Origin of the sequence: Pedobacter sp. (genome assembly GCF_040513095.1) — a bacterium.
Classification (GTDB): domain Bacteria; phylum Bacteroidota; class Bacteroidia; order Sphingobacteriales; family Sphingobacteriaceae; genus Pedobacter.
In genome coordinates, this window is the sequence record NZ_JBEVDX010000132.1 from 1 (window position 1) to 24,694 (window position 24,694).

The 24,694-nt window shown below is 44.0% G+C and carries 16 protein-coding genes; 6 read left to right on the forward strand and 10 right to left on the reverse strand.

Annotated elements, in window-relative coordinates; all coding sequences use genetic code 11:
* From ABWY16_RS15005 to ABWY16_RS15020, 4 genes are all read right to left on the reverse strand, one after another.
* Window positions 1-1,852, reverse strand: a 1,852-nt coding sequence (locus ABWY16_RS15005; protein ID WP_353905460.1) for a hypothetical protein, incomplete at its 3' end; no start/stop codon positions are given.
* A 28-nt stretch (window positions 1,853-1,880) separates the two neighbouring features.
* Window positions 1,881-3,491, reverse strand: a complete 1,611-nt coding sequence (locus ABWY16_RS15010; protein ID WP_353905461.1) for a RagB/SusD family nutrient uptake outer membrane protein — start codon at window positions 3,489-3,491, stop codon at window positions 1,881-1,883.
* Between the two features lie 9 nt (window positions 3,492-3,500).
* A complete protein-coding gene (locus tag ABWY16_RS15015) occupies window positions 3,501-6,806 on the reverse strand; it encodes a TonB-dependent receptor (protein WP_353905462.1) in 3,306 nt (1,101 codons plus the stop codon).
* A gap of 260 nt (window positions 6,807-7,066) precedes the next feature.
* The gene (locus ABWY16_RS15020) at window positions 7,067-8,299 is read right to left on the reverse strand and encodes a FecR family protein (protein WP_353905463.1); all 1,233 of its coding nucleotides are present in this window, start codon (window positions 8,297-8,299) and stop codon (window positions 7,067-7,069) included.
* Between the two features lie 114 nt (window positions 8,300-8,413).
* Here ABWY16_RS15020 and ABWY16_RS15025 point away from each other — a divergent pair, with 114 nt between their 5' ends.
* The 4 genes from ABWY16_RS15025 (at window position 8,414) to ABWY16_RS15040 (ending at window position 16,880) form a co-directional block, all read left to right on the forward strand.
* A complete protein-coding gene (locus ABWY16_RS15025; protein WP_353905464.1) occupies window positions 8,414-9,022 on the forward strand; it encodes an RNA polymerase sigma factor in 609 nt (202 codons plus the stop codon).
* 134 nt (window positions 9,023-9,156) lie between these two features.
* Window positions 9,157-12,429 carry a glycosyl hydrolase gene (locus ABWY16_RS15030; protein ID WP_353905465.1) on the forward strand — a complete coding sequence of 1,091 codons (3,273 nt, stop codon included), beginning with the start codon at window positions 9,157-9,159 and terminating at the stop codon, window positions 12,427-12,429.
* 18 nt (window positions 12,430-12,447) lie between these two features.
* Window positions 12,448-15,429, forward strand: coding sequence for a glycosyl hydrolase (locus ABWY16_RS15035; RefSeq protein ID WP_353905466.1), 2,982 nt, complete (start codon window positions 12,448-12,450; stop codon window positions 15,427-15,429).
* A 17-nt stretch (window positions 15,430-15,446) separates the two neighbouring features.
* Window positions 15,447-16,880: an arabinose isomerase gene (locus tag ABWY16_RS15040; protein ID WP_353905467.1), complete on the forward strand. Its 1,434-nt coding sequence runs from the start codon at window positions 15,447-15,449 to the stop codon at window positions 16,878-16,880.
* A gap of 85 nt (window positions 16,881-16,965) precedes the next feature.
* Here ABWY16_RS15040 and ABWY16_RS15045 read toward each other — a convergent pair whose 3' ends face one another.
* The 5 genes from ABWY16_RS15045 to ABWY16_RS15065 all read right to left on the reverse strand — a co-directional run bounded on the left by ABWY16_RS15045 (window position 16,966) and on the right by ABWY16_RS15065 (window position 22,235).
* Window positions 16,966-17,706 carry an SDR family oxidoreductase gene (locus ABWY16_RS15045; RefSeq protein ID WP_353905468.1) on the reverse strand — a complete coding sequence of 247 codons (741 nt, stop codon included), beginning with the start codon at window positions 17,704-17,706 and terminating at the stop codon, window positions 16,966-16,968.
* A 126-nt stretch (window positions 17,707-17,832) separates the two neighbouring features.
* A complete protein-coding gene (locus tag ABWY16_RS15050; RefSeq protein WP_353905469.1) occupies window positions 17,833-18,756 on the reverse strand; it encodes a helix-turn-helix domain-containing protein in 924 nt (307 codons plus the stop codon).
* Between the two features lie 36 nt (window positions 18,757-18,792).
* Entirely contained in the window at window positions 18,793-19,599 is an 807-nt protein-coding gene (locus ABWY16_RS15055; RefSeq protein WP_353905470.1) for a helix-turn-helix domain-containing protein, read from the reverse strand.
* Window positions 19,600-19,705: 106 nt separating this feature from the next.
* The gene (locus tag ABWY16_RS15060; RefSeq protein WP_353905471.1) at window positions 19,706-20,725 is read right to left on the reverse strand and encodes an SDR family NAD(P)-dependent oxidoreductase; all 1,020 of its coding nucleotides are present in this window, start codon (window positions 20,723-20,725) and stop codon (window positions 19,706-19,708) included.
* Window positions 20,726-21,326: 601 nt separating this feature from the next.
* Window positions 21,327-22,235, reverse strand: coding sequence for an NAD(P)/FAD-dependent oxidoreductase (locus tag ABWY16_RS15065; protein WP_353905472.1), 909 nt, complete (start codon window positions 22,233-22,235; stop codon window positions 21,327-21,329).
* Between the two features lie 169 nt (window positions 22,236-22,404).
* Between ABWY16_RS15065 and ABWY16_RS15070 the strand changes: the two genes are divergently transcribed.
* Both ABWY16_RS15070 and ABWY16_RS15075 read left to right on the forward strand, forming a co-directional pair.
* On the forward strand, window positions 22,405-23,637 hold the full coding sequence (locus ABWY16_RS15070; RefSeq protein ID WP_353905473.1) for an MFS transporter: 1,233 nt from the start codon (window positions 22,405-22,407) through the stop codon (window positions 23,635-23,637).
* A gap of 9 nt (window positions 23,638-23,646) precedes the next feature.
* Complete coding sequence (locus ABWY16_RS15075) at window positions 23,647-24,216, forward strand: Crp/Fnr family transcriptional regulator (protein ID WP_353905474.1); 570 nt, start codon at window positions 23,647-23,649, stop codon at window positions 24,214-24,216.
* 243 nt (window positions 24,217-24,459) lie between these two features.
* Here the strand turns inward: ABWY16_RS15075 and ABWY16_RS15080 are convergent.
* Window positions 24,460-24,694, reverse strand: a 235-nt coding sequence (locus tag ABWY16_RS15080) for a hypothetical protein (RefSeq protein WP_353905475.1), incomplete at its 5' end; no start/stop codon positions are given.

Genomic DNA, 24,694 nt, shown 5'->3' on the forward strand with positions numbered 1-24,694 from the left:
CAAACTTCCAGTTTTTTTCTACCGCAGTCAGTGTCCTGTCCATGGTTGGCTTGTCTACTCCATCACCTGGAAGCATGCCGTAGGCACCAATCAGGGCTGGATGCTCAAAATTATAGACAGACCACATGTGATATATATTTTCCCATGAAACATATTTACCCTCCACTTCCGGCAAAGCTGACAAGCCAGCCAGTACTTCTTCATACTTTTTATTAACAGGCATGCCCAGGCGTTTCTCCCATTCCAGCGCCAGACGCAACCCAGTGCGCCAGTAACTCAGCTCAAATACCGGGTTGATGGTGGTATGCTGGTTGGCATTTTCAGAAACTACCTGTAGCGGATAACCCAGGATATATCGTTTTTCGCGTTTGTTATAGACCGGATAAGAGGCCATGAAGTCGGCCGTTTTGATCACCACATCTTTCCACTTGTCCAGCGTTTCTTTGGTTGGTTTACTGCGGTATTCGAGCTCGGCAAAAAATATAGGATGAGGCTGCTGCCAGATCAGCAGCGGGTTGGTTTCATTTGGCCACTCCCAGCGTTCGCGGCCGCCCAGGGTTTTTGGCCAGCGGACACCTGCATATCCCTGTTCTTTAGCTTTTGGCGCATAATAATCAACATCGCTGCGGTAGATCGATGTCAGATTATCCATTTGTGGCAACCTGCCCCACAATGCATAATGGGCAGCATGCCACCAGATCATTTCAAAATGGTATTTACCATACCAGCCGTTGTTCACGAGACCGCTCTCCTGCGGAGGGAGCTGACCGGATTCATTCACTGCCATCAGGTATTCCGACAGTACTATTCTCCGTTCCAGTTCTTTCCAGCGGGTATCTTTGCTTTGTGATAGATCAATCGCGCCGCCCGACTGCCAGAAGCGCTGCCAATGCTGTATACTTGCTGCTTTGATTTCATCAAAACTTCTGGCCTTGGCATTGGTCTTCTCATTATCCCATTCCAGTACCAGCTCCAGTGAGTTTTTACCGGCGGGACTCAAGAGATATTCATGTCTTTGCTTTTCAGCCAGTTTCGCACCACCTTTCCAGTTCAGGCGTACGTCAAATTGCGTACTGTCCAGCTGGCGGTGAAATAGGGCCTGGCCTGCAGACAGCTGCGCTGCTGTCGTATGCCTGTCCGGGCTATTAAAATCAGCACCGTTGCTAAACTCTTCATTGGAGGCGTAAGGAAACTTAAGTTCTACCAATATCTGTCCGTCATTGAGTGCCGGTGCTTGAATCTTAACGGCCACAGCATCTCTGTTCGGATCACCAACAGTAGTCACTTTCACTGCTTTACCTTCCACGTTGAATGTACTTACAGCTACGCCAGTCCACATATCAAGATCCTGGGCGCCATTCTGTATCTCCTTCAGCGAGATCACCGTGCCATCTTTTTTTCTGAAAATAAAGCCCAGCCTGCCCAGGTTTAACCTTTGCGGATTTGCACGCATCCATTTATACAGGTCACGTTCGCCTTCATTGTGCACATCATAACGTACCTGACGGCCCTGAGTATCCCATTCATGCCCTTTGTATTGATATGGATCTCCTTTGGGCAGTATAAATTTATGCCAGCCCCAGTCAGACATCGTGTTGGCATCGTCATTAAAGGTTTGCAAACCAGTAAAATCAAAACCAAAGGCAAAGTGCCCGTTGCCTACTTGAGTAGGCCCTTTAGACTGTTTATCCGTAATATGCAGGTTATGCCTCGTTACCAGGGCATGCCGGTCAATCTTTTGCGCAAATGCCGGCAAGCCAACCCCTATTACAGGGGTTAGCAATGCGAGACACGTGAGATTTTTAAATTCAGACCATTTCAGGCTTAAAGATTCTGTCTTTCTCTTTATCATGTATTTACTGATTCTCATCTATTGTTTACTAATAACCAGGGTTTTGTACCAGGCTGCCACCACTGGATTGTACTTCCTGGAAGGTAAGTGGAATCAGGTACAGACGGTCGTTCCAGACTTTATTCAACAGGTTGATGCGGTTATAGGTAAAAGTACCGTCCTGGTTTTTAACAACCTGCACACCCTGAATCGGCTTTGCCTCAACGGTTGGAGCCAACTTCAACCTTCTCAGATCGTAAAAACGATGACCTTCCCAAACAAGTTCTATTTGTCGTTCATGTACTATTTTGTCAAAAAGGGCTGTACCTGTTTCTGTAATGGCAGGCATGTTCACTCCAGTGCGCGACCTTACTTTATTCACGTACAATCTTGCCTCTGCCTCGTTGCCCAGATTATACTGCGCCTCTGCATAACTAAGGAATATTTCAGCTAACCTGAAAAAAGACCATGGAGCCGTATAGGCAAACTTATCTGAAACGACTAAAGTCTGGTCAAGAAACTTATAATTGAAATATCCTGTTGGCGATGAATCCTGGCTGTCGCCGTCGATACCACCTGAAAAGGGTTCAATCTTCCTGTTTTTGTAGGTTGCACCATTGTATAAAACGCTGGCATAAAACCGTGGATCGCGACCAAGGTAGGGGTTTTTGGGATCGTAAGTATTCTTTGGATCGGGGTTAACGGCTCCATTGACTATAGGTATCACTCCATTAGTCATTTCGTAGGCATCCACCAGATTCTGGCTGGGTGCACCGAATGAATTTCCTCCGGAGCCTACAGGCGCAAAAAGTTTACCTATGATATTACTGTTATCGCTCGAAAAATACCTGGAAAACATCGATTCCGTATTCGCTTCGCCTATAAACAAGCCGTGGTAACTGGTATGTAATGCATAGCGGCCACTGTTGATCAGCTCCAGGGCAGCCGTAGCTGCGGCCTGCCAGCGGGTTTTATCATTCGATGGATTGTTCTGCGGGCTGGCATAATACAAAAGCACACGGGTCTTCAGTGCCCGTGCAGCATCAGCCGATGCCCTGCCCAAATCAGTTCCCGTTTGCTGGTTTGGTAAAACAGCAATGGCCTCATCCAGATTTTTCAGGATATAGGTTACGCACTCGTCATAGGTATTGCGTTTTACACCAGTGAGGTTATCGCTGATATCATATACTTTTTCAATGATGGGCACCCCACCATAGTTCCAGATCAGTTTGGCGTAAACAAAAGCCCGGAGAAACTTTATTTCAGCGGTCATTTTTGCTTTGGCGTCTGCACTGATTGGTGTGCCGTCAATCTTGGAAAAATAAATATTGAAATTACGGATCGCCGAGTATCCGGTTTGCCAATAGTTATAATAAGTAGAAATATTAGTAACGTTGCTGGCGTTCACCTGATTTAAACCTACAATATGGTAGCTGCCTTCATCATATTGGTTATAGGCTTCATCACCATAGTAGGTAATATCGTTGCTCATACCATGTTGCAGGGCATTGTACTGTGCATTAACAAAAAGTTGCGGCAACGTTATATCCGTCCAGATTGCATCTTCAGACAAACGGTCTGTAGGCGGGATGTCCAGGATATTTTTCTTGCATGAGCTTAATGTCAATATGAGGGAAAGGAATAATACTATCTTTTTCATGCTAATTAATTAAAAAGTTACACTTGCACCAAAACTGATCACCCGGTTCTGAGAATAGCCCCAGCCAGAGTTAGTTACCTCCGGATCTATACCTAAATCCTTAAAGTGATCTTTTATAAAAAATAGGTTAGAACCGCTCGTATAGACTTTTGCGCCTTTTATCCCGGCTTTAGCCAGCAAGCTTTGCGGTAATTTATACGATAATTCTACGGTTTTTAACTTCAGAAAAGCGGCGTTCTCCCAGTGATACGTGGTACCGTTGGTTTGCAATGCGCTCGTCAGGCCAGGTTTTGGCTTGCTGCCATTCGGATTTTCAGGAGTCCACACATCCTGGGCTAAGTAACTTGGGAAATTACCCCAGGCAACAGGATCGTAAGGATAAGGATTAAAACGTGGTGCAACCACATGTGCCTGTCCCTGGAAGCCCAGTAAAAGGTCGAACGCTTTATAGCCAAACCGGAAGTTCAGTCCATAAACAATCTCAGGGAAGGGACTGTATTTTTGAGTTACCCTATCCAGTGAATTGATGATACCATCTCCGTTTACATCTTTGATGATCAGGTCACCCGGACCTGCACCATCGCGGTGAGGGGTAGCTGCAACCTCAGCTGCATCATTATAAACCCCTATTGCTTCATAAAGGACCTGGCTGCCTACAGGGTGGCCTTCTCCTTTCTGGTAGTCCGGGATACCCGGTACCTCATCCCTGAATACGACAGTGCTTTTTGCATAGGTTAAATTTCCTGATACTGAATACCTTAAGTCCTCATTGATCTTATACGCATGGGTCAGGGTAAACTCAATCCCCTTATTTTGTACGCGACCTATGTTTTCATTTGGTAAAGTCAATCCTGTATAATTCGGTACAGAGGCATTACGATAGTCAAGAATATTACTGCGGTTGGTCTTGAACAAATCTATCTCTGCACTCAGCAATCCTTTGAGGACACCAAATTCCAAACCGATGTCTGTTGTTTTTGCAACTTCCCAGGTGATGTTTGGATTTGGGGCGCCCGATTGTACCAGTCCCTGGTTAGTTGTTCCGTTAAAAACGTAATTTCCATCATATATGTAAGATGTTAAGTATTGATATGCACCCACCTTGTCATTACCCATTTCTCCATAAGATGCTCTTAATTTCAGGTTATCAACAAAGCTGACACCTTCCATAAACTTTTCCTTTGAAATATTCCAGTTTCCAGATACGCCCGGAAAAAATCCATAACGCCTGTCTACCGGAAAGTTTTGTGAGCCATCATAACGGAATTGAAACTGGATGTTGTAGCGGTTCATATAAGAATACTGGGCCCTTCCAAAATAATTCTCCCTCCCCGTACGGGCTGAAGACCCGTAATTGCTCTGATACAGTTTATCGGCAGTTCCGGCAAAAAGCTCCTGGATTGCACTGCTGGCAAAGACTGTCCTGGCGGCCTCGAGTCTGTAAGCCTGGGTAGAGTTTTGCTCATAGCCTATAAAAGCATCAACCGTGTGCTTTTCAGCAAAGGTATTTTTGTAGGACAATTTGATGTTGGCTGTCTGCGAATTGCTCTGCGGCTCACTCACACCAAGTGTAGGTGTGGCTGCATTAGAGTTAAGCTTCTTTTCATATTCTCCGGTTGTCTTATTCAATTGGTAATAGTAAGTCAAGCCAACCCAGCTTTTGATATAACTGTTGTCATTATCGTAAGCATAAGTACCCTGCAGTGATAGTCCTTTTAAAAAAGGTATCTTGTAATCGGCAGATACATTTCCAAAAAAGGTGCCGTTCTGTGTGTTATTATAACCATAATTCGGGTCACGGGCCATCACTACAGCATTATTGCCAGTCCTGCCAGGGCCGAAAAGACCATTAGGGTAAATTGCATTTTGGGTAGGTACACCAAGATAGATATGTGCATAGTCAAGATGACTCACCTGGACATCTCTTTTACGTCCGGAAAGATCTACTGATACTTTCAAATTATCGTTTACGTTGAAATCCAGGTTGGAACGTACTGAGTATTGCTTGTTATAGGTAGAGCCCTGAATGAACGGAGAATTGGCACTTAGGTAATCTGCAGAAACAAAGTAGTGTGTGTCTTTGCTGCCACCAGAAATTCCAATATCTGTACGGTCCTGCACAGACCAGTTTTTGAAAATCAGTTTAGCCCAGTCTGTATTGGGATGGTTGAGCGGGTCGCTGCCGTTTCTATAAAGTTCAAGATCCTGTGCAGTATAAGGTTCCGACTGCCCTTTGATTCTTTGTTCCAGATTTGCCATTGAGGCATAGGTGAAGGCATCTGCGGTCTCCGGAACACGCATTTGCTGCGACAATCCATGATCATAATTAAGAGTGATTGTTGGTTTGCCCGACACACCACGCTTGGTAGTAATCAAAATCACTCCATTTGCTGCACGGGAGCCATAAATAGCGGCCGAAGCGTCTTTTAAGACAGAGATCGATTCGATATCGTTGGGATTCAGATAGCTTAATCCGGAATAGTCGCGTACTACTCCATCAATTACGTACAAAGGACTGGCATCACCAGTGGTACTTTTACCACGTATAAACACCTCTACTGCCTCTGCGCCAGGCTCACCACCGCGTGAATTGATAGTAACACCGGCCATCCGTCCGGCAAGTCCGGCACCCAGGTTAGCAGCAGGACTGGCAGATATATCCTCAGCGGAGACCTTAGTAATCGCGTTGGAAACTGTTGATTTCGCCTGTGTTCCATAACCCACTACCACCACTTCGTTTAGCTTTCCAGACTCAGGCTGGAGGCTCAGGTTAATTTCATTTTGGCTACCCACAGGAATTTCCTGTTTCTGATAGCCAATAAAAGAAAATACAAGCGTACCGCTTGCCTCGGGAATACTCAGTTTGTATTCTCCCTTGTCATTGGAAGCGGTAGCAGTTCCGCTCTCCTTGTGTTTGATGATCACACCAGGCAGTGGCTCTCCTTTTTCGTCCAGTATTTTACCTTTAATCACAATAGCGATTGTAACGCCCGTAGCAGGATTGTTATTTCTTACGGCCTGTATCTTATCTGTAACAACAATAGTATTGTTCTCGATATTGTAGGAGAGCAATTGCGATGCAAAAACCTGGTTAAGCACCTTTATCAGGTCAGCATTCTGAACCTGAAGGGTAACCAGCCGGCTTTTGCTCACCTGGTCATCGGTGATGACAAAGTTGTAACCTGTCTGACTGCGCACTTCTCGCAGAATCTCCAGCAGACCGGTTTTGTTTTTTTTAATACTTATCTTTTGTGCAAATGAAGCGGCGCTCACCTGCATCAAAGAGATGATCATAAAGATCATGGTTAATCTCATAATTAGCCATATTTGAGGGCATAGCCCAGCAGCTATACCACGTTTCCTGGTAAAATTTTTATACATTTGTAGTCGTTTGGTGAAGCAATACGCCCTTTACTTTCCACGGCGAAGGCGATTGCAGTTAAACAATTGAATGAAATTGTGCCAAAGGCATCCAGGGTCTGACCCGTCAGATCCTGGTTATTACGGGTCAGATTATCGTCGGTGTTTATTCATAGTTTGGTTAATATTTGGTGAATAGTTGATATGGTTAGGTTTTAATTGCCTACATAAATAGTTCTGCCTTCTACTTTAAAATGTACTTTCCGGGTGGATTCGAGAATATTTAATATCACCGAGATGTTTTCAAATTTGGAAACAGAACCATTGAAACTTATTTCGGGGGTATTTGCGGCATAAATAATTTCGACATTATACCATCTTGCCAGATTTTTCATTAAAACTTTCAGCGGGGTACCTTCAAACATAAACTGATTGTTCTTCCAGGCGGTTGCCAGTTCGGTATCTGCTTTGGCAATTTTGAGCTGGTGATGATGGCTGAGCACCTGCTGCCCCGGAGCAACGATTGCTGAGGTGTTACCGGTCTTTGCCCGTATGCTTCCCTCCAGCAAAGTGGTTCTGCTTCCACCTTCATCATGGTAAGCATTCACGTTAAAGTGCGTCCCCAGTACCCGGATCTGCTGATCGTCTGTTTGAACGATAAAAGGATGAATACGGTCTTTGGCCACTTCAAAATAAGCTTCACCTGTCAATTCAACTTTTCGTTCCTTTAAATTCCCAAAACTGGCGGCATACCGCAGTGAGGATGCTGCGTTTAGCCACACCTTTGTACCATCAGACAGGATAACTCTGTACTGGCCCCCTTTTGGGGTTTGAAGCGTATTATATTCAGCAGGTTTACCGGAATGTCGGCTAGCGGGCCCATAAATGATCTCACCATCTGCAGTTTTTCTGATCTGCTCACCGCTAAGCGCCTGAATCGGCCCTGATGAAAGGTTTGCCAGTACAACCTTCTGTCCGCCGGCCAGTACCAGAAAAGCTTTACTGCTTCCCGGTTTAACATCAGCTTTCTTCTTTACATTAGCCAACACCGGTTTTTTTGCAGGGGCAGCCATATAATAGTATCCACTTAACCCGGCAGCCAGGGTAACAAAAACTACTGCAGCTACTTTCCACCAGCTTACACTTCCGGTTTTTGGCTGTATTGATATTTCGCTTTTAATATGGGAAAGGATTCGATCATAACGTTCGTTATATTCCTCTTTGGGAGGAGAAATGGCCGTTTCATTGTTTAATTTCTGCTGGATAAGCTCTTGCAAGACTGCGTACTCCTCCGTACCAAACCAATCGATGAGCTGCTTAAGCTCCGTCGCATTACATTTTCCGAGTAAAAACCTTTCGTAAAGGTCCCGTTGGTTATCTCCTGTAGTCAATTCGCGTATTTTTAGATGATTACGAACGAAACCGGCCGAAGGTCTGCTCAGGTTCATTTTTTTTTCAAAAAAAGGAAGGCCTGCCACACAGGATAAAGAACAACATAAGTTCTACATCTATTTGTGTTTTCTCTATTTATTGTTAGTTTAGTATCAAATTTACCAAATATAATGGCGCTTGACCCTCTAGTTAATGAAAAGGAACTTTTACAATGTCTATGTAATGGGGATGAGTTATCCTTTGAGGTGATCTACCGGCATTATATTGATGCGATTTATCGCCGGTTACTTTATCTGGTAAAATCAGAAGAACTTGCAGAAGAGCTTGCCCAGGATATCTTTATGCGGATATGGGACAGGCGTGCATGTATTGATACCGAAAAATCCTTCAGGTCTTATCTATACAGCATTGCACAAAACCTGGTCACCGATTATTACCGCAGGCTGGCGGTCGACCGGAAATTGCAGCAACATTTGATCAGCACAACCACAGAATCCTACAATCCTATTGAGCTGCACTATCATGCCGAAGGCGAGCGCCATTTACTGTATAAAGCTATAGACAGCCTGCCAGAGCAGCGCAAGAAAGTTTATACCCTGGTTAAACTGGAAGGCAGAAGCTACGAGGAGGTCAGCGAATTGCTGGGCATCTCGGCCTCCACCATCCGTGACCACATTGTTAAAGGAACTAAATCGATCAAACTTTCACTTTTAAAGAACGAATTTGCTGTAATTTTGATTGTGGCTTCAGCAATTACAGACGCCATTTCCAGGAAATGAGCTTTTGATAAGTTCTTGTTCAGGCTATTGGAATAAATCTTAAAAAGTTTGTCAGCAGCAGACCTTGGGCCGTTGGTTTTCGTATCACTTACGAAATAAAACACTACAAGTTCAACAAATTCCAATTGCCGACAATGAGATTTCTGCCACGTCCTTACAATGTATACAGCACTATCATGCTGGCCTGCTTTTCTATTGCAGCATGTTCAGTAAAAAAAGAAACTGCTCCCCTGCCCTACACCGGGGCAGATCCTATGACTACGCTGAGCCAAACCTTTACGCATATTCCCGATTCTGTACAAACCAGCATTTACTGGTATTGGATTTCTGATAATATGTCGGTAGACGGCGTGGTAAAAGATTTGGAATCGATGAAGAAGGTAGGGATCAACAGGGTATTTATTGGTAATATCTGGCAGGATGCCGTAAAACCCGGGAATGTCAAAATCTTCTCAGACGAATGGTGGAAGGTATTGCATGCAGCATTAAAAAAAGCCACAGAACTCAATATCGAGGTGGGCATATTCAATAGTCCGGGCTGGAGCCAGTCGGGCGGCCCCTGGATAAAACCAGAGCAGGCTATGCGTTACCTCAGCACAACTGAAATGATGGTGCATGGCCCTGTTAAACTGGTAAAATTGCTGCAAAAGCCCAACCCTGCGTTTCAGGATGTGAAAGTAATCGCGTACCCTGTACCTGCGGAATATGCCTTGAGTATCATGTCAACTCATCCTGAGGTTGTCACCGCACCGGAAATAAAGGATATCAAAAATGCATTGGATAATGACGGGCAAACAGGTTTCACTATAAAGGAGGGGCAGAAGTTTAGTTTATCCATCAAATCTGAAAGCCCTTATACCGCCCGTAGCCTCACCATCCTACCGCTTTCTGGATCGCTGTATGTGAGCGGAGATATTCAGGCAGAAATAAACGGTGAATACAAAACGATCAGGCAATTTACAGTTAACCGGAATAACGATGCGCTTAATGTAGGATTTAATCCCAAAGCAGCGGGAATCATCTCCATACCAGCCACAACTGCCAACAACTTTCGCATCAATTTTAACCGCGTATCAGATGGGGAAATTGCCGAAATCAAACTATCCTCTACCCCTTATGTTGAACAGTTTGCTGAAAAAACACTGGCAAAGATGTGGCAAAACCCATTTCCAAACTGGGGATCTTATCTCTGGGCAGCCCAGCCCGAGATCAACGACCAGGCATATGTGATTGATCCGGCCAAAGTAATGGATATTTCAAAGTACCTGTCTCCGGATGGTACCCTCTCCTGGAACGTCCCTGCCGGAAACTGGATTATTGAACGTACCGGCATGACGCCTACTCAGGTACAAAATGGCCCTGCATCACCAGAGGGAACAGGCCTTGAAGTGGACAAAATGAGCAGCAAATACGTAGTAGAACATTTCAATGCCTATTTAGGTGAAATTCTAAAACGCATCCCTGCCGAAGACCGCAAGACCTGGAAAGTTGCTGTTCAGGACAGTTACGAGACGGGTGGCGAAAACTGGACTGACGGCTTCACAGCACAGTTCAAAGATACCTACGGTTACGATCCCACGCCCTATATCCCTGTCTTACATGGAAAAGTTGTAGCAAGCGCGGATAGATCAGACCGCTTTCTGTGGGACCTCCGCCGGTTGATCGCCGATAACATTGCCTACAAATATGTAGGCGGACTCAGAGAGATCAGCCACAAATACGGCTTACATACCTGGCTGGAGAACTATGGCCACTGGGGATTTCCCGCAGAATTTCTTCAGTACGGCGGCCAGTCGGACGAGGTAGGCGGTGAATTCTGGAACGAAGACAATCTTGGGAACATAGAAAACAAGGCAGCCTCATCAGCCGCGCATATTTATGGAAAGAATAAGGTTTCGGCCGAATCCTTTACCGCAGGTGAGCAGACCTATGTCAGATACCCGGCCTTATTAAAGAAAAGGGCCGACAGGTTTTTTACAGAAGGTATCAATAATACCCTATTGCACGTTTATATAGAGCAACCGGATGAGGATAAGTCGCCCGGTATCAACACCAATTTCGGAACGGAGTTTAACCGCAAAAACACCTGGTTCTATGATATGGATATCTTTTTACAATATATCAAAAGAGCTAACATGATGCTGCAACAAGGCAATTACGTAGCTGATGCAGCTTATTTCATTGGCGAGGATGCCCCCAAGATGACTGGCGTACAGGATCCAAAACTGCCGCAGGGTTATTCCTTCGATTACATTAATGCTGAGGTGATCAAGAGCCGTGTATCAGTAAAGGATGGCCGGTTAGTGTTACCCGACGGCATGAGTTATAAAATGCTTGTTCTTCCAAAACTAACTAACATCCGGCCCGAAGTACTCCTGAAAATCAAAGAGCTTGTCAACCAGGGAGCAGTAATATGGGGCATGAAACCAGAAACCTCACCAAGCCTGCAGAACTATCCTGAGGCCGACCAGAAGGTAAAAAAACTTGCAGACGAACTTTGGGGCAATATTGATGGAAAAACGGTAAAGGTGAACACCTTCGGTAAAGGAATGGTGATTAGCGGCATGGATATACAGGAGTCTTTAGAGCTGATCAAACTGGCACCAGACTGTAAAATAACGCCAAAGTTAGCAGGAAGCAATATCCTCTTTACGCACCGTACCCTGGCTGATGCCGAAATCTATTTCATCTCCAATCAGGAAGATAAAACCGTCGACTTCAGTGCAGCATTTCGCGCTAGCGGATACACCCCGCAGTTATGGAACCCGGTGGACGGCAGCATTCATGACCTGCCCCAGGCTATGCAAAACGGGGCGCTGACTACTATACCGCTAAAGTTGGCACCAGTGGAGAGTGTATTTATTGTTTTCCGCAAAAAGGGAATGCCTGTAGCAAACCGTTTGGTAAATTACCCTGAGCCCTATAAGATCGTATCTGTAACAACCCCATGGCAGGTTAATTTTGACAGCAAGATGCGCGGACCGGTAAAGCCTGTCACTTTTAAAACGCTGACAGACTGGTCTGTAAGCACGAACGACAGCATCAAATATTACTCAGGTGCAGCCACCTATTACAATAAAATCAATCTGCCAAAGATGAAAGCCGGAGAGACCGTCTACCTCAACCTCGGTATGGTTAAGGCCATCGCAAAAGTAAAAATTAATGGCATCAACTTGGGCGGAGCATGGACTCCACCTTACAGGATTGATGTGAGCAAAGCGCTGAAAGCAGGGAATAATGATATAGAAATAAAAGTGGTAAATACCTGGGTTAACCGTCTGATCGGAGATAGCAGGCTGCCGGTAAATGAACGGAAGACCTGGTTAAATTATAATCCATATACCCCTGCGGGTAAACTGGAACCTTCGGGATTAACCGGACCTGTGACCTTTGAAATCATCAAATAACCCAGCACCATTAAGCACATGAGAACAAAATTTATAACTGTATTATTTTCCCTTTTCTGCCTGGCATCTTACGTTTGCAGGGCGCAGGTTAATGAATTGAAATCCGGATTCCTGCATCCGGCCAACAAATATAAACCAGGGGTTTACTGGTATTTTATGGACGGGAACATGGCAGCAGAATCCATCACTAAAGACCTGGAATCTATGAAGAAAGCAGGGATCGGCAATCTCATTTTTTTAGAAGTAAATGTAGGCGTTCCCCGGGGCCATGTAGATTTTCTAAGTGATGAATGGACCTCTCTCTTTGCTCATGCAGAGAAAGAAGCCAGAAGATTGGGTATTGAAATTACCCTGGGCATTGGGCCCGGCTGGACCGGCAGCGGAGGCCCCTGGGTTAAAGGAGGCCAGTCGATGCAACATCTGGTGTCAAGCGAAACGCTGGTGTCTGCCGCTGACAGGAGAAAGATTGTGTTGCCAGTGCCGCGGCCAAAAACACCTTATTTCGGCGAAGATAGTTTTACGCCGGAATTTAAAGAGAACTGGTTAAAGTATTACCAGGATGTTGCTGTCCTGGCCTTTCCCCTCCCTGCAGGCGACGGGAATATTACAGATCTTGATGAAAAAGCACTTTATCAGCGTGCGCCGTACAGCTCTGGCCTGGTAAAGGCTAACCTGGCAGCGCCAACTCATGCAAAGGGAAATCCTGCATCGGCAATCAAAAAGAACAAAATCATAGATTTAACCGCAAAAATGAGCCCCGATGGAACCTTAAACTGGAACCCTCCTGCCGGGAAGTGGAAAGTAATGCGGTTCGGCAGCAGAAATAATGGTGCAATTACCCGCCCCGCCCCTGCTCCCGGAATTGGTTTTGAAGCCGACAAATTTGATACCACTGCATTAAATGCCCATCTGGATGTCTACCTGGGCAAAATTTTCAAAAAGATGGGTAAAGTTGACCAAAATACTGCCGGAGGTTTAAAGCGGCTACATATGGACAGCTGGGAAATGGGTGCCCAAAACTGGTCGGCTAATTTCAGACGTGAATTCTTAAAAAGAAGAGGTTACGATCCTTTAAAATACTACCCTGTTTATTCCGGTAATATTGTTGGCAGTTTAACGGAAAGTGAACGTTTCTTATGGGACCTCAGGCAAACTTCTCAGGAACTGGTGCTGGAAAATCATGCCGGCCATGTAAAGCAATATGCCAGAAAACATCATCTTACTTTATCAATAGAACCTTATGATATGAACCCGACTTCCGATCTTGCACTCGGTAGCGTTGCGGATGTACCGATGGCCGAATTCTGGAGCAAGGGTAAAGGGTTTAATTCTGCTTATAGCGTAATAGAAGCCACTTCCATAGCACACGTAATGGGACGTTCACTTGTTCCCGCAGAGGCATTCACTGCACAGGACAATGAAGGCTGGAAACAACATCCCGGCTCGATGAAAAACCAGGGCGACTGGGCATTTGCAGCAGGTGTTAACCGCTTCGTTTATCATACTTTTCAAAATCAGTTTTTGCCAGATTCCTTAAAGCCCGGCGCAACGATGGGCCCATACGGGGTACACTGGGACCGCAGCCAGACCTGGTGGCCAATGGTAGGAAGCTATCATGACTATGTAAGCAGGTGCCAATATCTTCTGCAGCAGGGAAGAACAGTTGCCGATGTGTCATATGTTATCCCGGAAGGTGCGCCACACGTATTTGTACCACCTTCATCAGCCATTTTAGGTGATACCATAGGCGACAGAAAATCTTATAACTTTGACGGCATCGCCCCTGCCCAACTGATGCTTGCGTCTGTTAAAGGGAATAAAATTGAATTTCCCGGCGGGGCATCCTACGAAATTTTGGTTTTACCAATATTTGAAACCATGACACCAGAATTGCTGGAAAAAATCGGATCGTTAATTCAACAGGGTGCTACTGTCGTTGGCAATCCACCTCTACGTGCTCCCGGACTTACCGATTATCCGCATGCTGATGCAAAGATCGAATCACTGGTTCACAAAATATGGGGTTCAGAAGATGTGCCGGCTACCTTGGTGTACCGCAAATATGGATCAGGTATGTTGATCTGGGGAAAGCCCATTCTTATGGCAAAAGATAATCTTTATCCGCACTATGACCTAACAGCAAAAATTTTAAAGGGAAAAGGTATTGAGGAGGATTTCAGGTCCGACAACAAAATTAGATATACCCACCGCAGCTCTGCAGACTGGGATATTTATTTTGTTTCAAATACCAGCCCTAACCAGATCAATGCAAATGCCCTATTCAGAAGCGCCAAAGGTGCTCCGGAAGTTTGGAATGCGATTAATGGTAAAACAGCTCAAATAACAAATTTTGAGAAAAAAGGCAGGGTTACCAGCATTCCAATACAGCTGTCTGCCTATGAAAGCGCATTCATAGTTTTTGCCAGGGGAGACAACCGCAAGCCAGTTCCGGCAGCAATCCCTGCTGAAAAAACTTTGCAGATTCTTGACGGGCACTGGAAGATCAATTTCGATAAAAAGTGGGGAGGCCCTAAAGAAATCACTGTTGATTCACTCAGTGACTGGAGCAAAAGTACCAGCGAGGGTATTAAGTTTTATTCTGGCGCAGCTACGTATCATCAGAGCTTTGATTTTAATGGAAGTCAGACAAAGCCTGTTTTTATTGATTTAGGCCTGGTAAAAAACATGGCAAGGGTTTATTTAAACGGGAAAGAAGTTGGCACCCTATGGACTGCTCCCTGGAAGCTGGAGATCAGCGATTTTATCAAAGAGGGGAAAAACGAGATTACAATTGAGGTTGTAAACTTATGGCCAAACAGATTAATCGGTGATGAGCAAAAACCTTATGACGGGATTGTAGGAAATAAATGGCCGGAATGGCTGCTGAAGGGACAGAAGAGAACAAGTGGAAGATTTACATTCACTACAACAAGGCAGTACAGGGCAACTAGTCCTCTATTGCCATCAGGCCTGCTCGGCCCGGTAAAAATTATTCAATAACAGATAAAAAAATTAAGATGCATACAAAAACGAAAGTAAGAGTGGGTTTGTTTGGTGTGGGCCTGGAAGCCTACTGGGAACAATTTGAGGGTTTAAAAGACAGGTTGTCCGGCTATCTGGAAATAGTGGCAAAGGGCTTACAAAGCCTTGACGCTGAAATTATAAATTTAGGCTTGGTTGACTCTCCCGAAATGGCATTTGAATCAGGGAGCAGGTTCAAGGCAGAAGATGTTGATATTCTGTTTCTCTATGTGTCTACCTATGCCCTCTCCGCCACCGTATTGCCGGTTGTAAAAAAAGCAAATGTACCCGTAATCGTACTCAATTTATCACCCGACGCCAGCATGGATTACAAAACATTTAACCGGATGAAGGACAGGACAAAGATGACCGGCGAGTGGCTGGCAAACTGCTCAGCATGTGCTGTTCCCGAAATTGCAAACGTTTTTACCCGCGCCAATATTCCGTTTTTTCAAATTACAGGCATACTCCATGATGATCCGTCGGTATCGCAGGAAATTGAAGAATGGGTAGAAGCAGCCAGGGTTGCGAGGATCATGTATTACAACAGGCTGGGTATTATGGGCAACTACTATGGGGGTATGATGGACATCTATACAGATCTTACCCTGCAATGTGCAACATTTGGAGGCCACATGGAGGTCCTGGAAATTGACGAGCTGTCACACCTTCGTGAATCGGTTACAGCGGGAGAAACCTCAGTTAAACTCGGGGAAATTCAGGGTTTATTTGATGTGCAGTCAGATTGTTCGCCTGCAGAACTTGAAAGGGCCGCCATAACTGCGGTTGCATTGGACAAACTTATCGAAAAGCATAAGCTGGGTTCACTTGCTTATTATCATAAGGGAACAGGGAATGAGGCCAATGAAAACACTGCTGCATCTGTAATCCTGGGCAATTCTATTTTAACAGGTAAAAATATACCTGTTGCCGGTGAGTATGAGATCAAGAATGTTCAGGCCATGAAAATCATGGACAGTTTTGGTGCAGGTGGTTCATTTACTGAATACTATGCAATGGATTACACTGATGATGTGGTGCTAATGGGGCATGACGGGCCATGCCATCCCGAGATTGCTGAAGGAAAGATAAAAGTAAAACCCCTGGAGGTCTACCACGGAAAAGTCGGGAACGGTTTATCAGTAGAGATGTCTGTTAAACATGGCGCTGTAACCTTACTGTCCGTTGTAGAAAGTGGCGACGGAAAACTTAAATTACTGGTTGCTGAGGGAGAATCCGTTGCAGGCGACATCCTTGAAATTGGGAATACCAACAGCAGGTATAAATTCGATATTGGTGCCAGAAAGTTTGTGGAAAGCTGGAATAGTCATGGTCCCGCTCACCACTGTGCGGTTGGAAAAGGGAGTATTGCATCAAAAATCAAAAAATTAGGACAGATATTAAAAATTGATACGATTCAGGTTTGTTAACGTTAGTTATAAACTACCTGCAAGCATTAACACCACTTGCAGGCAATAAAAGAATACTGCTATGGCTTTTTCTAAAATATTGTGATTAAGCCATACCACCATTAACGCCAATGTTTTGTGCATTGATCCATTTTGCCTGGTCGCCAGCAAGGAATAGTACTATTTCTGCAATGTCAGCAGGTTCTCCTATGCGGTTAAATGATGAAAGCGAAGCCAGTCGGTCAATCACTTCCTGCGGTTTGCCATTGGTAAATAATTCGGTATTTGTCGGACCCGGAGAGACCGAGTTAACGTTGATTCCACGGCTTCCAACTTCTTTTGAAAACACCCTGGTGAGTTGCTCTACAGCCGATTTTGTCGCAACATAAATTGCGTAATGCGGAAGCATAATGCGGTTTACCGATGTCGAGAAGTTAATGATGCTGCCATTATCTGCCAGTTTGGTGGCTGCCTCTCTTAATGTATTGAAAACACCCTTTACATTGATGTCGAACTGGCGGCTGAAGTCTTCATCCGTCGTGTCCTTTATCGGCTTGGTGATCATAATTCCCGCATTGTTAATCAGCACGTCTATCCGTCCGAAATGGGCTATACTGCTGTCAAACAGCTCTTTCACATCGCTTGCCTTACTTACATCTGCCTGTAAAGCGATAGCTTCACCACCGGCAGCAATGATGTCATTGACAACCTTCTCTGCTGCGTCTGTACCATTGGCAAAGTTTACAATTACTTTGGCTCCTGCTTCAGCCAATCTACCTGATATTTCTGCGCCGATACCTCTTGAACCTCCTGTTACCAGTATAACTTTGTTGCTTAGATTTTTCATTTTGTTATCATTTGATTTGATAGAACAAAAATAGCAGCTGTAAACACTATGCCCGTTACAAGGAATACAGTAATGGTTGCAAATAATAAATAAGGAGGTACAGCTAACGCAATCGCGCTTTGGATATTATTTATGGTTCAGCCCTTTGCGGAATACTACCGGAGATGTGCCGGTGTGCTTTCTAAAGTAATTGCTGAAATGTGCAGTCTCAGAAAATCCCAACCGATAACTAATTTCCTTGATAGAAACAGCCGTATTTTGCAGTAGTGATTTGGCCTCAGCGATGGTTTTATCAGCGATCCAGACAGCGATTGGCTTACCGGTTTTGGATTTGATCACGTTGCTTAAATAATTAGGATGCAGGTTCTGCGCTTCTGCATAATCGGCAACCCTGAACGCAAGTTCTACTTTTCCGCTGCTTAGTTCACGGTAATGTTTCTCGAGCAGCTGTTTGAAAGACCGGACAATCTGTGAACTCCGGTTACCTTCATAAATGGGGTTATAATCCTGCCAAAAATATTCTTTTATTTTGTAAAGAAGTGCAGATAACAAATGCCCTATGATCTTTTGCTTATTATCAGATTCTCCCTTGTATTCTAAATCTATTAAAAGGTACAGGTTTTCAAAAGCCTTGTAACACTCCGGATCAACTACTTTTGGGCTTACGGTTTCTGTAAGTAAAAAGGGAAACTCATTAAATACCTCTCTCCCTACATATTCTTTTAGGAATGTTTCGTCAAATGTAATCAGGTAGACCTCATCGATCCGCTCCCAGCTAAAGGTGCGGTAGTTACTTGGATTGGTAAAGTAAACTGTACCTGATTCTGTACGGAAGGATTGTTCATCGATGGTATAATGACCGGCACCATCCTTAACAAAAAGAAATGAGAAATACTCCGGCCGGAAAGATGCCGACTGATAAGGCAGCTCGAAATGTATATCTTTGAGATTAACAATAGATATTCCATTAACTGGCCTTACCCAATCTATGGGCAGGTCCAATTGCCTATATAACTCAGGAAGAGATTTTGACCCGGAACCGTTTTCCATAATTTTACTTATCGGATTGTTACAATATTACGAAAACTAAGCAGGGATTGCCGTTGGCGGGTAACCATATTGTTTTTTAAACGCAAAGGAAAAATGCGAAAGATTTTCAAATCCAACTTCAAAGTATACTTCTACAGGTTTCCGGTGCTTTAATTTGATCTCCTGATGCGCGAGTTGCAGGCGTTTCATTGTCAGCCATTTTTGCGGCGTAGTATGAAAAAGCGCTTTAAAATCTTTCTTAAATGTCGTCAAACTGCGGCCAGTCAGATAGCAGAATTTGTCCAGCGTAAGGTTGAACATGTAATTCCGCTCCATAAAATCGGCCATGTTCAATTTTCCAGGATCTTCAAAATTGCTGAGCAATGCATCAAGTTCAGGCCGGATTGTGCGCAGGATAGTGATCGCTTCCTCGATCTTGACCGCCGCGATGCTTTCGGGAAGTTCATCTGCCATCTCCAGGTATGGCATTAGAGAAACAAAAAAACTTTCGAATAAGGGATGATTTTTGAAGGTGCGGACATGTAGTTCCCGATCAGCTTTACCTGCAAAGGAATTCTTCGCATAATACCGCTGCAAGCGTTCCGGACTGATATACATCAGCACCGAACGGTACATCCTCCCGTCTTTTGGGTACTTAATTACCGTAGTAAGTGTATTTCTGGGAAACAGTAAAATATCTCCTGCACCGAAAGTGTAAGTTTTGTCAGCCTGAACGACACGCATTTCACCTGAAAGGATTTTGACGATGGCGTGCCGCTCGATCAGTATCTCCCGCTGAAAGTATTTTTCTTCGATACAGGCCAGCATGATATCTGCGCTGGTCATACCTTTTTGCTCATTCATGTAATCTCCTTTTAACAAAGTTAAGAAAATGAAAAGAGATGCCTATAGGGCTTCTCTTTCCTGTGTTTGTCAAATAGCAAAATAGCGGTGCCGCTGCTGAAATGGATTATTTGATTTCAAATTTTATACCAGTAAGTTGTTCACTGACATCCCATAATCTGACTGCTGTAGCGGGATCGATCGCATATGGCGTTACGCCTCCAGGCAGGTCTAATGAGTTCAGTTCTTTAAAATCATTAGTTGTGTTGTCAATTTGGGCAACATCGGTGTTCTCGCAATAAAGCCCACCCAAACCATTCAATTGGGGGCTCGTAGCAGCCCATACGGTAGTAGAAGCCCCCTGTGAAATCGTTTTCATGCCCATGTCCGGATTATGCAACACATTACCATTACTATCATACACCCCGATTTTTATCAATTGTTCCTTAGATAAATAACGCTTAAGGTCGGTTTCGACGATTGCGCCGGGATGCAGCGAAAATGATCGTACATCGTATTGCTTTGCCCTTTTATCAAGTTCCAGAGAGAAGAGGATATTGGCGGTTTTAGATTGCCCATAACCAAGCAGTGTTTCGTATTCCCGGCTTACAAAGTTCGGATCTTCGAAGTTGAATGGCCCAAAATGGTGGCCCCAGGAAGAAACGTTAATTACCCTGGCTCCCTGTGCTTGTTTCAAAGCAAGCCAAAGTGCTGCTGTCAGCTGAAAGTGCCCAAGGTGATTGGTGGAGAGCTGTGATTCGTACCCACGCGCGTCCCGCCTCAGAGGCACCCACATGATACCCGCATTATTGATCAGCAGATGTAACGGCCTTCCTGAAGAAAGAAACTGTTTAGCGAACTCGTTAATGGACAAGGGATCCATCAGGTCCATATAGGCTATTTCAACATTTTCCAGGCCTGAAAGACTTGCAGCAGCCTTTCTCAGATCGCGTGCCGGTACAATAACTGTAGCACCCGCCTCGATAAAGGTTTTAGTTGTCTGGAGCCCAATACCGGCATAACCACCGGTAATAATAGCCGTTTTACCGCTTAGGTCAATTCCATTAATTACATCTTCTGTTGTTGAGGCAGCATTAAAGCCTGACCCAACTGGGCCTTGTTGTGAGATTGAATTTGTATACGACATATTGAGAATATTTATTATGCTCAAATTTACTTTCTAACGAAGACCTCAACTTTGTTCAGAAGTCGTATTTGCTTTGTTTAAAAGGTTATAAGTGATTTAATTTTTTAAAATTTCTGCTCAATACAAAAGCGCCACAATCAATTGTTTTCTTATCAATGCTTTGGGGATCCTGTATAATTATTCATGTTCTCTATAGCCCTCAACAGGGTAGAAAATTGTGAGAGCTCATCTTCCATTTACTATTTCTTTCATGTAAACTTCTGTCACCATAAATGCATGACCACTTCTTTTCTTCCTACCACACCTAAAAGACCGATATCGTTTAATAGTATGACTGTGTTGTTTTCGCCGAAATGGTCTATCAGTGATAACGGCAACATCATAAATAGGATTATTAAAGCGCCGAAGATATACTTTCTCATAACTGTTTATATTCGATTTATACTTGAAGGTTGTTAAAGCAAAACTAAAATCAGATGAGAATCCCGGGCTTTCTGAATTAAAACGAATAAATGAGCATAAAAATGAATTATCAAAGGCATCAGATAGAAAAAGGTCAACGGCTGTTCCCAAGCCGGTCACTTGAGTTGATATTAGCGCACTAAAAGGCCTCATCGGTAAGCTCCTTATTAACCATTGCACCAGCAAAACCGCCACTGTAAACAGAATTCGAAACAGCACGCATCATCGACGAATTATCACCACAGGCATAAATACCTTTTACGGTCGTTTTTTGAAAATTATCGATAGCAATGTATCCATGTTCGGTGAGTTCGCAACCCAGATAATGTGGAAGATCGGAGTGCTGAGTAAAAGGTACCGCAGCATATATAGCATCATAGTTTAACCCGGTGCCGTCTTCAAATATCACATGGCTTAGCAGCCCATTTTCATGCTGTATTTCGGATATGCTAATTTCTACAACTTCAATATTGTTTCTGTTGATCTTAGCAAGATCTTCAGTATTGAAATCAGCATTACCCATTGTAAAGATTGTAATATCTTTGGTTAGATTGTTCACTAATGATGACAGGTGAACTGCTTTTGCTCCATTTGCCAAAATCCCAGTTTTTTGATTCCTTAGCTCAAAGCCGTGACAGTAAGGACAATGAACTACAGATATCCCCCAGCATTCTGCAAATCCTTTAATATTGGGCATTTGATCCTTGATCCCTGTTGCAAAAATCAATTTTTTTGCCTGAAAACTTCTGCCCTCCTCAGTAGAAATAACAAATCCATTTTTAATCTCTTTACCACTGGTAACCAGGTCATTTAAAAACTGAACACTATCATATTTTAATACTTCCGCTCTGGCTTTCGCAGCAATAACTGCCGGCTCCACTCCATCCTGAGTAAGAAAATTATGGGAATGGGGAGTTTGGCGGTTACAAGGTAACCCACTGTCGATAATCAAAACACTTCGCGATGAGCGCCCCAATGCCATCGCTGCTGATAAGCCTGCATAACTGCCGCCTATAATAATTACTTCGAAATTGTTAAGTTCTGTCATAGTTTAAATACTTTAGTAACTTTCAGGAGCGCATTTAAAATCGATGAAAGCTGATTACAAAGATACATTGCCTAAGCAATAATGCAACATTGTAGCAAATAAAACTATTTTGATGTAGATCAATGTGCAGCTGAATGTTGTCCGTTAGCTTCGCAAAATATTTTATTTTATGTCATCACCATCAAACTTGCAAAGGGAAAACTTAGATCAGGAGCACAACCTCACAAAAACACTGATCACTATCTTCAGTATCATTTTCCTCGAATTTTTGATCATGGGAATATCTTTGGGAATTATACCCTTATATGTCCATGATACTTTGAAATTCAGCAATGTGATCGTGGGTCTGGTCATCGGTCTGCAATACGCTGCTACCCTACTTACACGTCATTTCGCTGGTAAGATGGCTGATACAAAGGGCGGTAAAAAGTCAGTAATTATGGGTATCTATTTATCTGCTTTTTCAGGGTTCTTCTGCCTGGCATCTTACTGGTTGGAGATCACTCCTACACTTAGCCTGATATCCCTTTGCCTCGGAAGAATATTGTTGGGCATTGGCGAGAGTTATCTTGTCATCGGCATTTTCGCCTGGGGATTTTCATTGGTAAGTTCAAAAAACGTAGGAAAAGTAATGGTGTGGAACGGAATGGGAATGTACGGCGGTATGGCTTGTGGTGCTCCTTTAGGCATTTGGCTGACATCAGCATTCTCTCTACCAATAGCTTTTTCAGGGATTATCATTTTTCCGGCACTTAGTTATGTAGCTATGTCGTTTCTTAAATCAGTCCCTATTCCCATGAATGTGCCGAGGCTTCCTTTTTACAAAGCAGTACATCTGGTCTGGCAATCTGGAAGCGGACTTGCACTGGCAAGCATCGGATTTGGTGGAATTGCGTCTTTCATCACCTTGTATTTTATTCAGCGTTCCTGGGAAGGCGCATCTTTGGCACTCACCGCATTTGGAGCCGGATACATAGTTATGCGCCTGTTCTTTGCACATTTCCCGGATAAGTTTGGAGGAGCGAGAGTTGCGATGGTTTCACTCTTGATTGAAATTGTGGGACAGTTATTGATCTGGAAAGCGCCCAATGCTTTTGCAGGTATAGCTGGTGCAGGGTTAACTGGAATAGGAATGTCTCTGGTTTTCCCTTCGTTTGGATTAATAGCGGTGAAAAAAGTAACTACCGAGAACCGTGGAATGGCCATGGCTGCCTACAATGCATTTTTCGATCTGGGTGTAGGTTTAACCGCCCCTGTGGCTGGCTTGGTTGCAGGATCAGGCAATTACAGCAACATCTATATTCTTGGCGCTGTTGCTGCTGCATTGAGTGCACTGCTGGCTTATTTCGAGTACAAAAAAGGTATAGCGGAAGAAAGGCAAACTGAACCTAAACTTGCGTAGATTTACAGGATGGCAAAAGCGGCACTGGCAGAATATATCAATAACATTGTTCAGCTCACAGAAGAGCAGCTGCAGCTTGCTCTATCCTATTTCAAACCTTCTTTTCATAATAAATTTGAGCATTTGGTGAATGAGGGCATGGTTTGTCAATACATAAACTTTGTGAACAAGGGTTGCCTGCGTATCTATTTTTTGCGTGAGGACGGACAGGAAACAACTCGTCATTTTGCATTTGAAAACCAGTTTGCAACTGGCCTTGCAAGTTTTATTACAGAGAAGCCATCCTTCGAGAACATACAGGTTATGGAAGACAGTGACTTACTGCGTATCTCTCGCAAGGACTTCTATTACCTCCTGAATGTCATTCCCGCCTGGGAGAAATTTTACAGATATTATCTGGAAAACGCCTATATCAACAATCTTGAAATCTTTCATCGTGAGGTGACTAAAGATGCAGAATTACGCTATAAAGAACTCCTTGCCCGCAATCCGGAGGTGGTAAGAAGATTGTCTAACAAAGTCGTCGCTTCGTATCTGAATATGTCACCCGAAACGCTTAGCCGCATGAAGTCAAGATAATCTTTGAATATCTTACTTATTGATTTGAATATCTTTAATCCCCCATTACAGGGGCCCATAACTTTGTTCCATCATCCTGAGCACACAGGAATAAATAAGGATAAACAACCTACCTTCTGCATTAGCATTTGATAAGTAACAGATCAGACTGAAATCACAGAAGCCGTAGCACAACTAAGTGCTACGGCTTCTGCTTTTGTAAACGCTGCAGAGCTGTAAATACTGCAGCAGGACTTTAGAATACTATTGAGTCACTGTTTCAGTCCCCTCAGCAGAACCAACTGCAATTAACATCGGTGCATCAACTATAAATTTGTCCAGTACTCCGTCGGCAATCATAATTGAACCGCCAAAGCGGGTTGCTCCCGGTATAGTCTGGATAGCGGTTGCTTGCTTAACATAACTTTTAGCACTGGCAAAATAACGCGGAGCTGCCGAGCTTCCTTTATCCGCGGCATCAAGACCGGCTGCAGTCAAT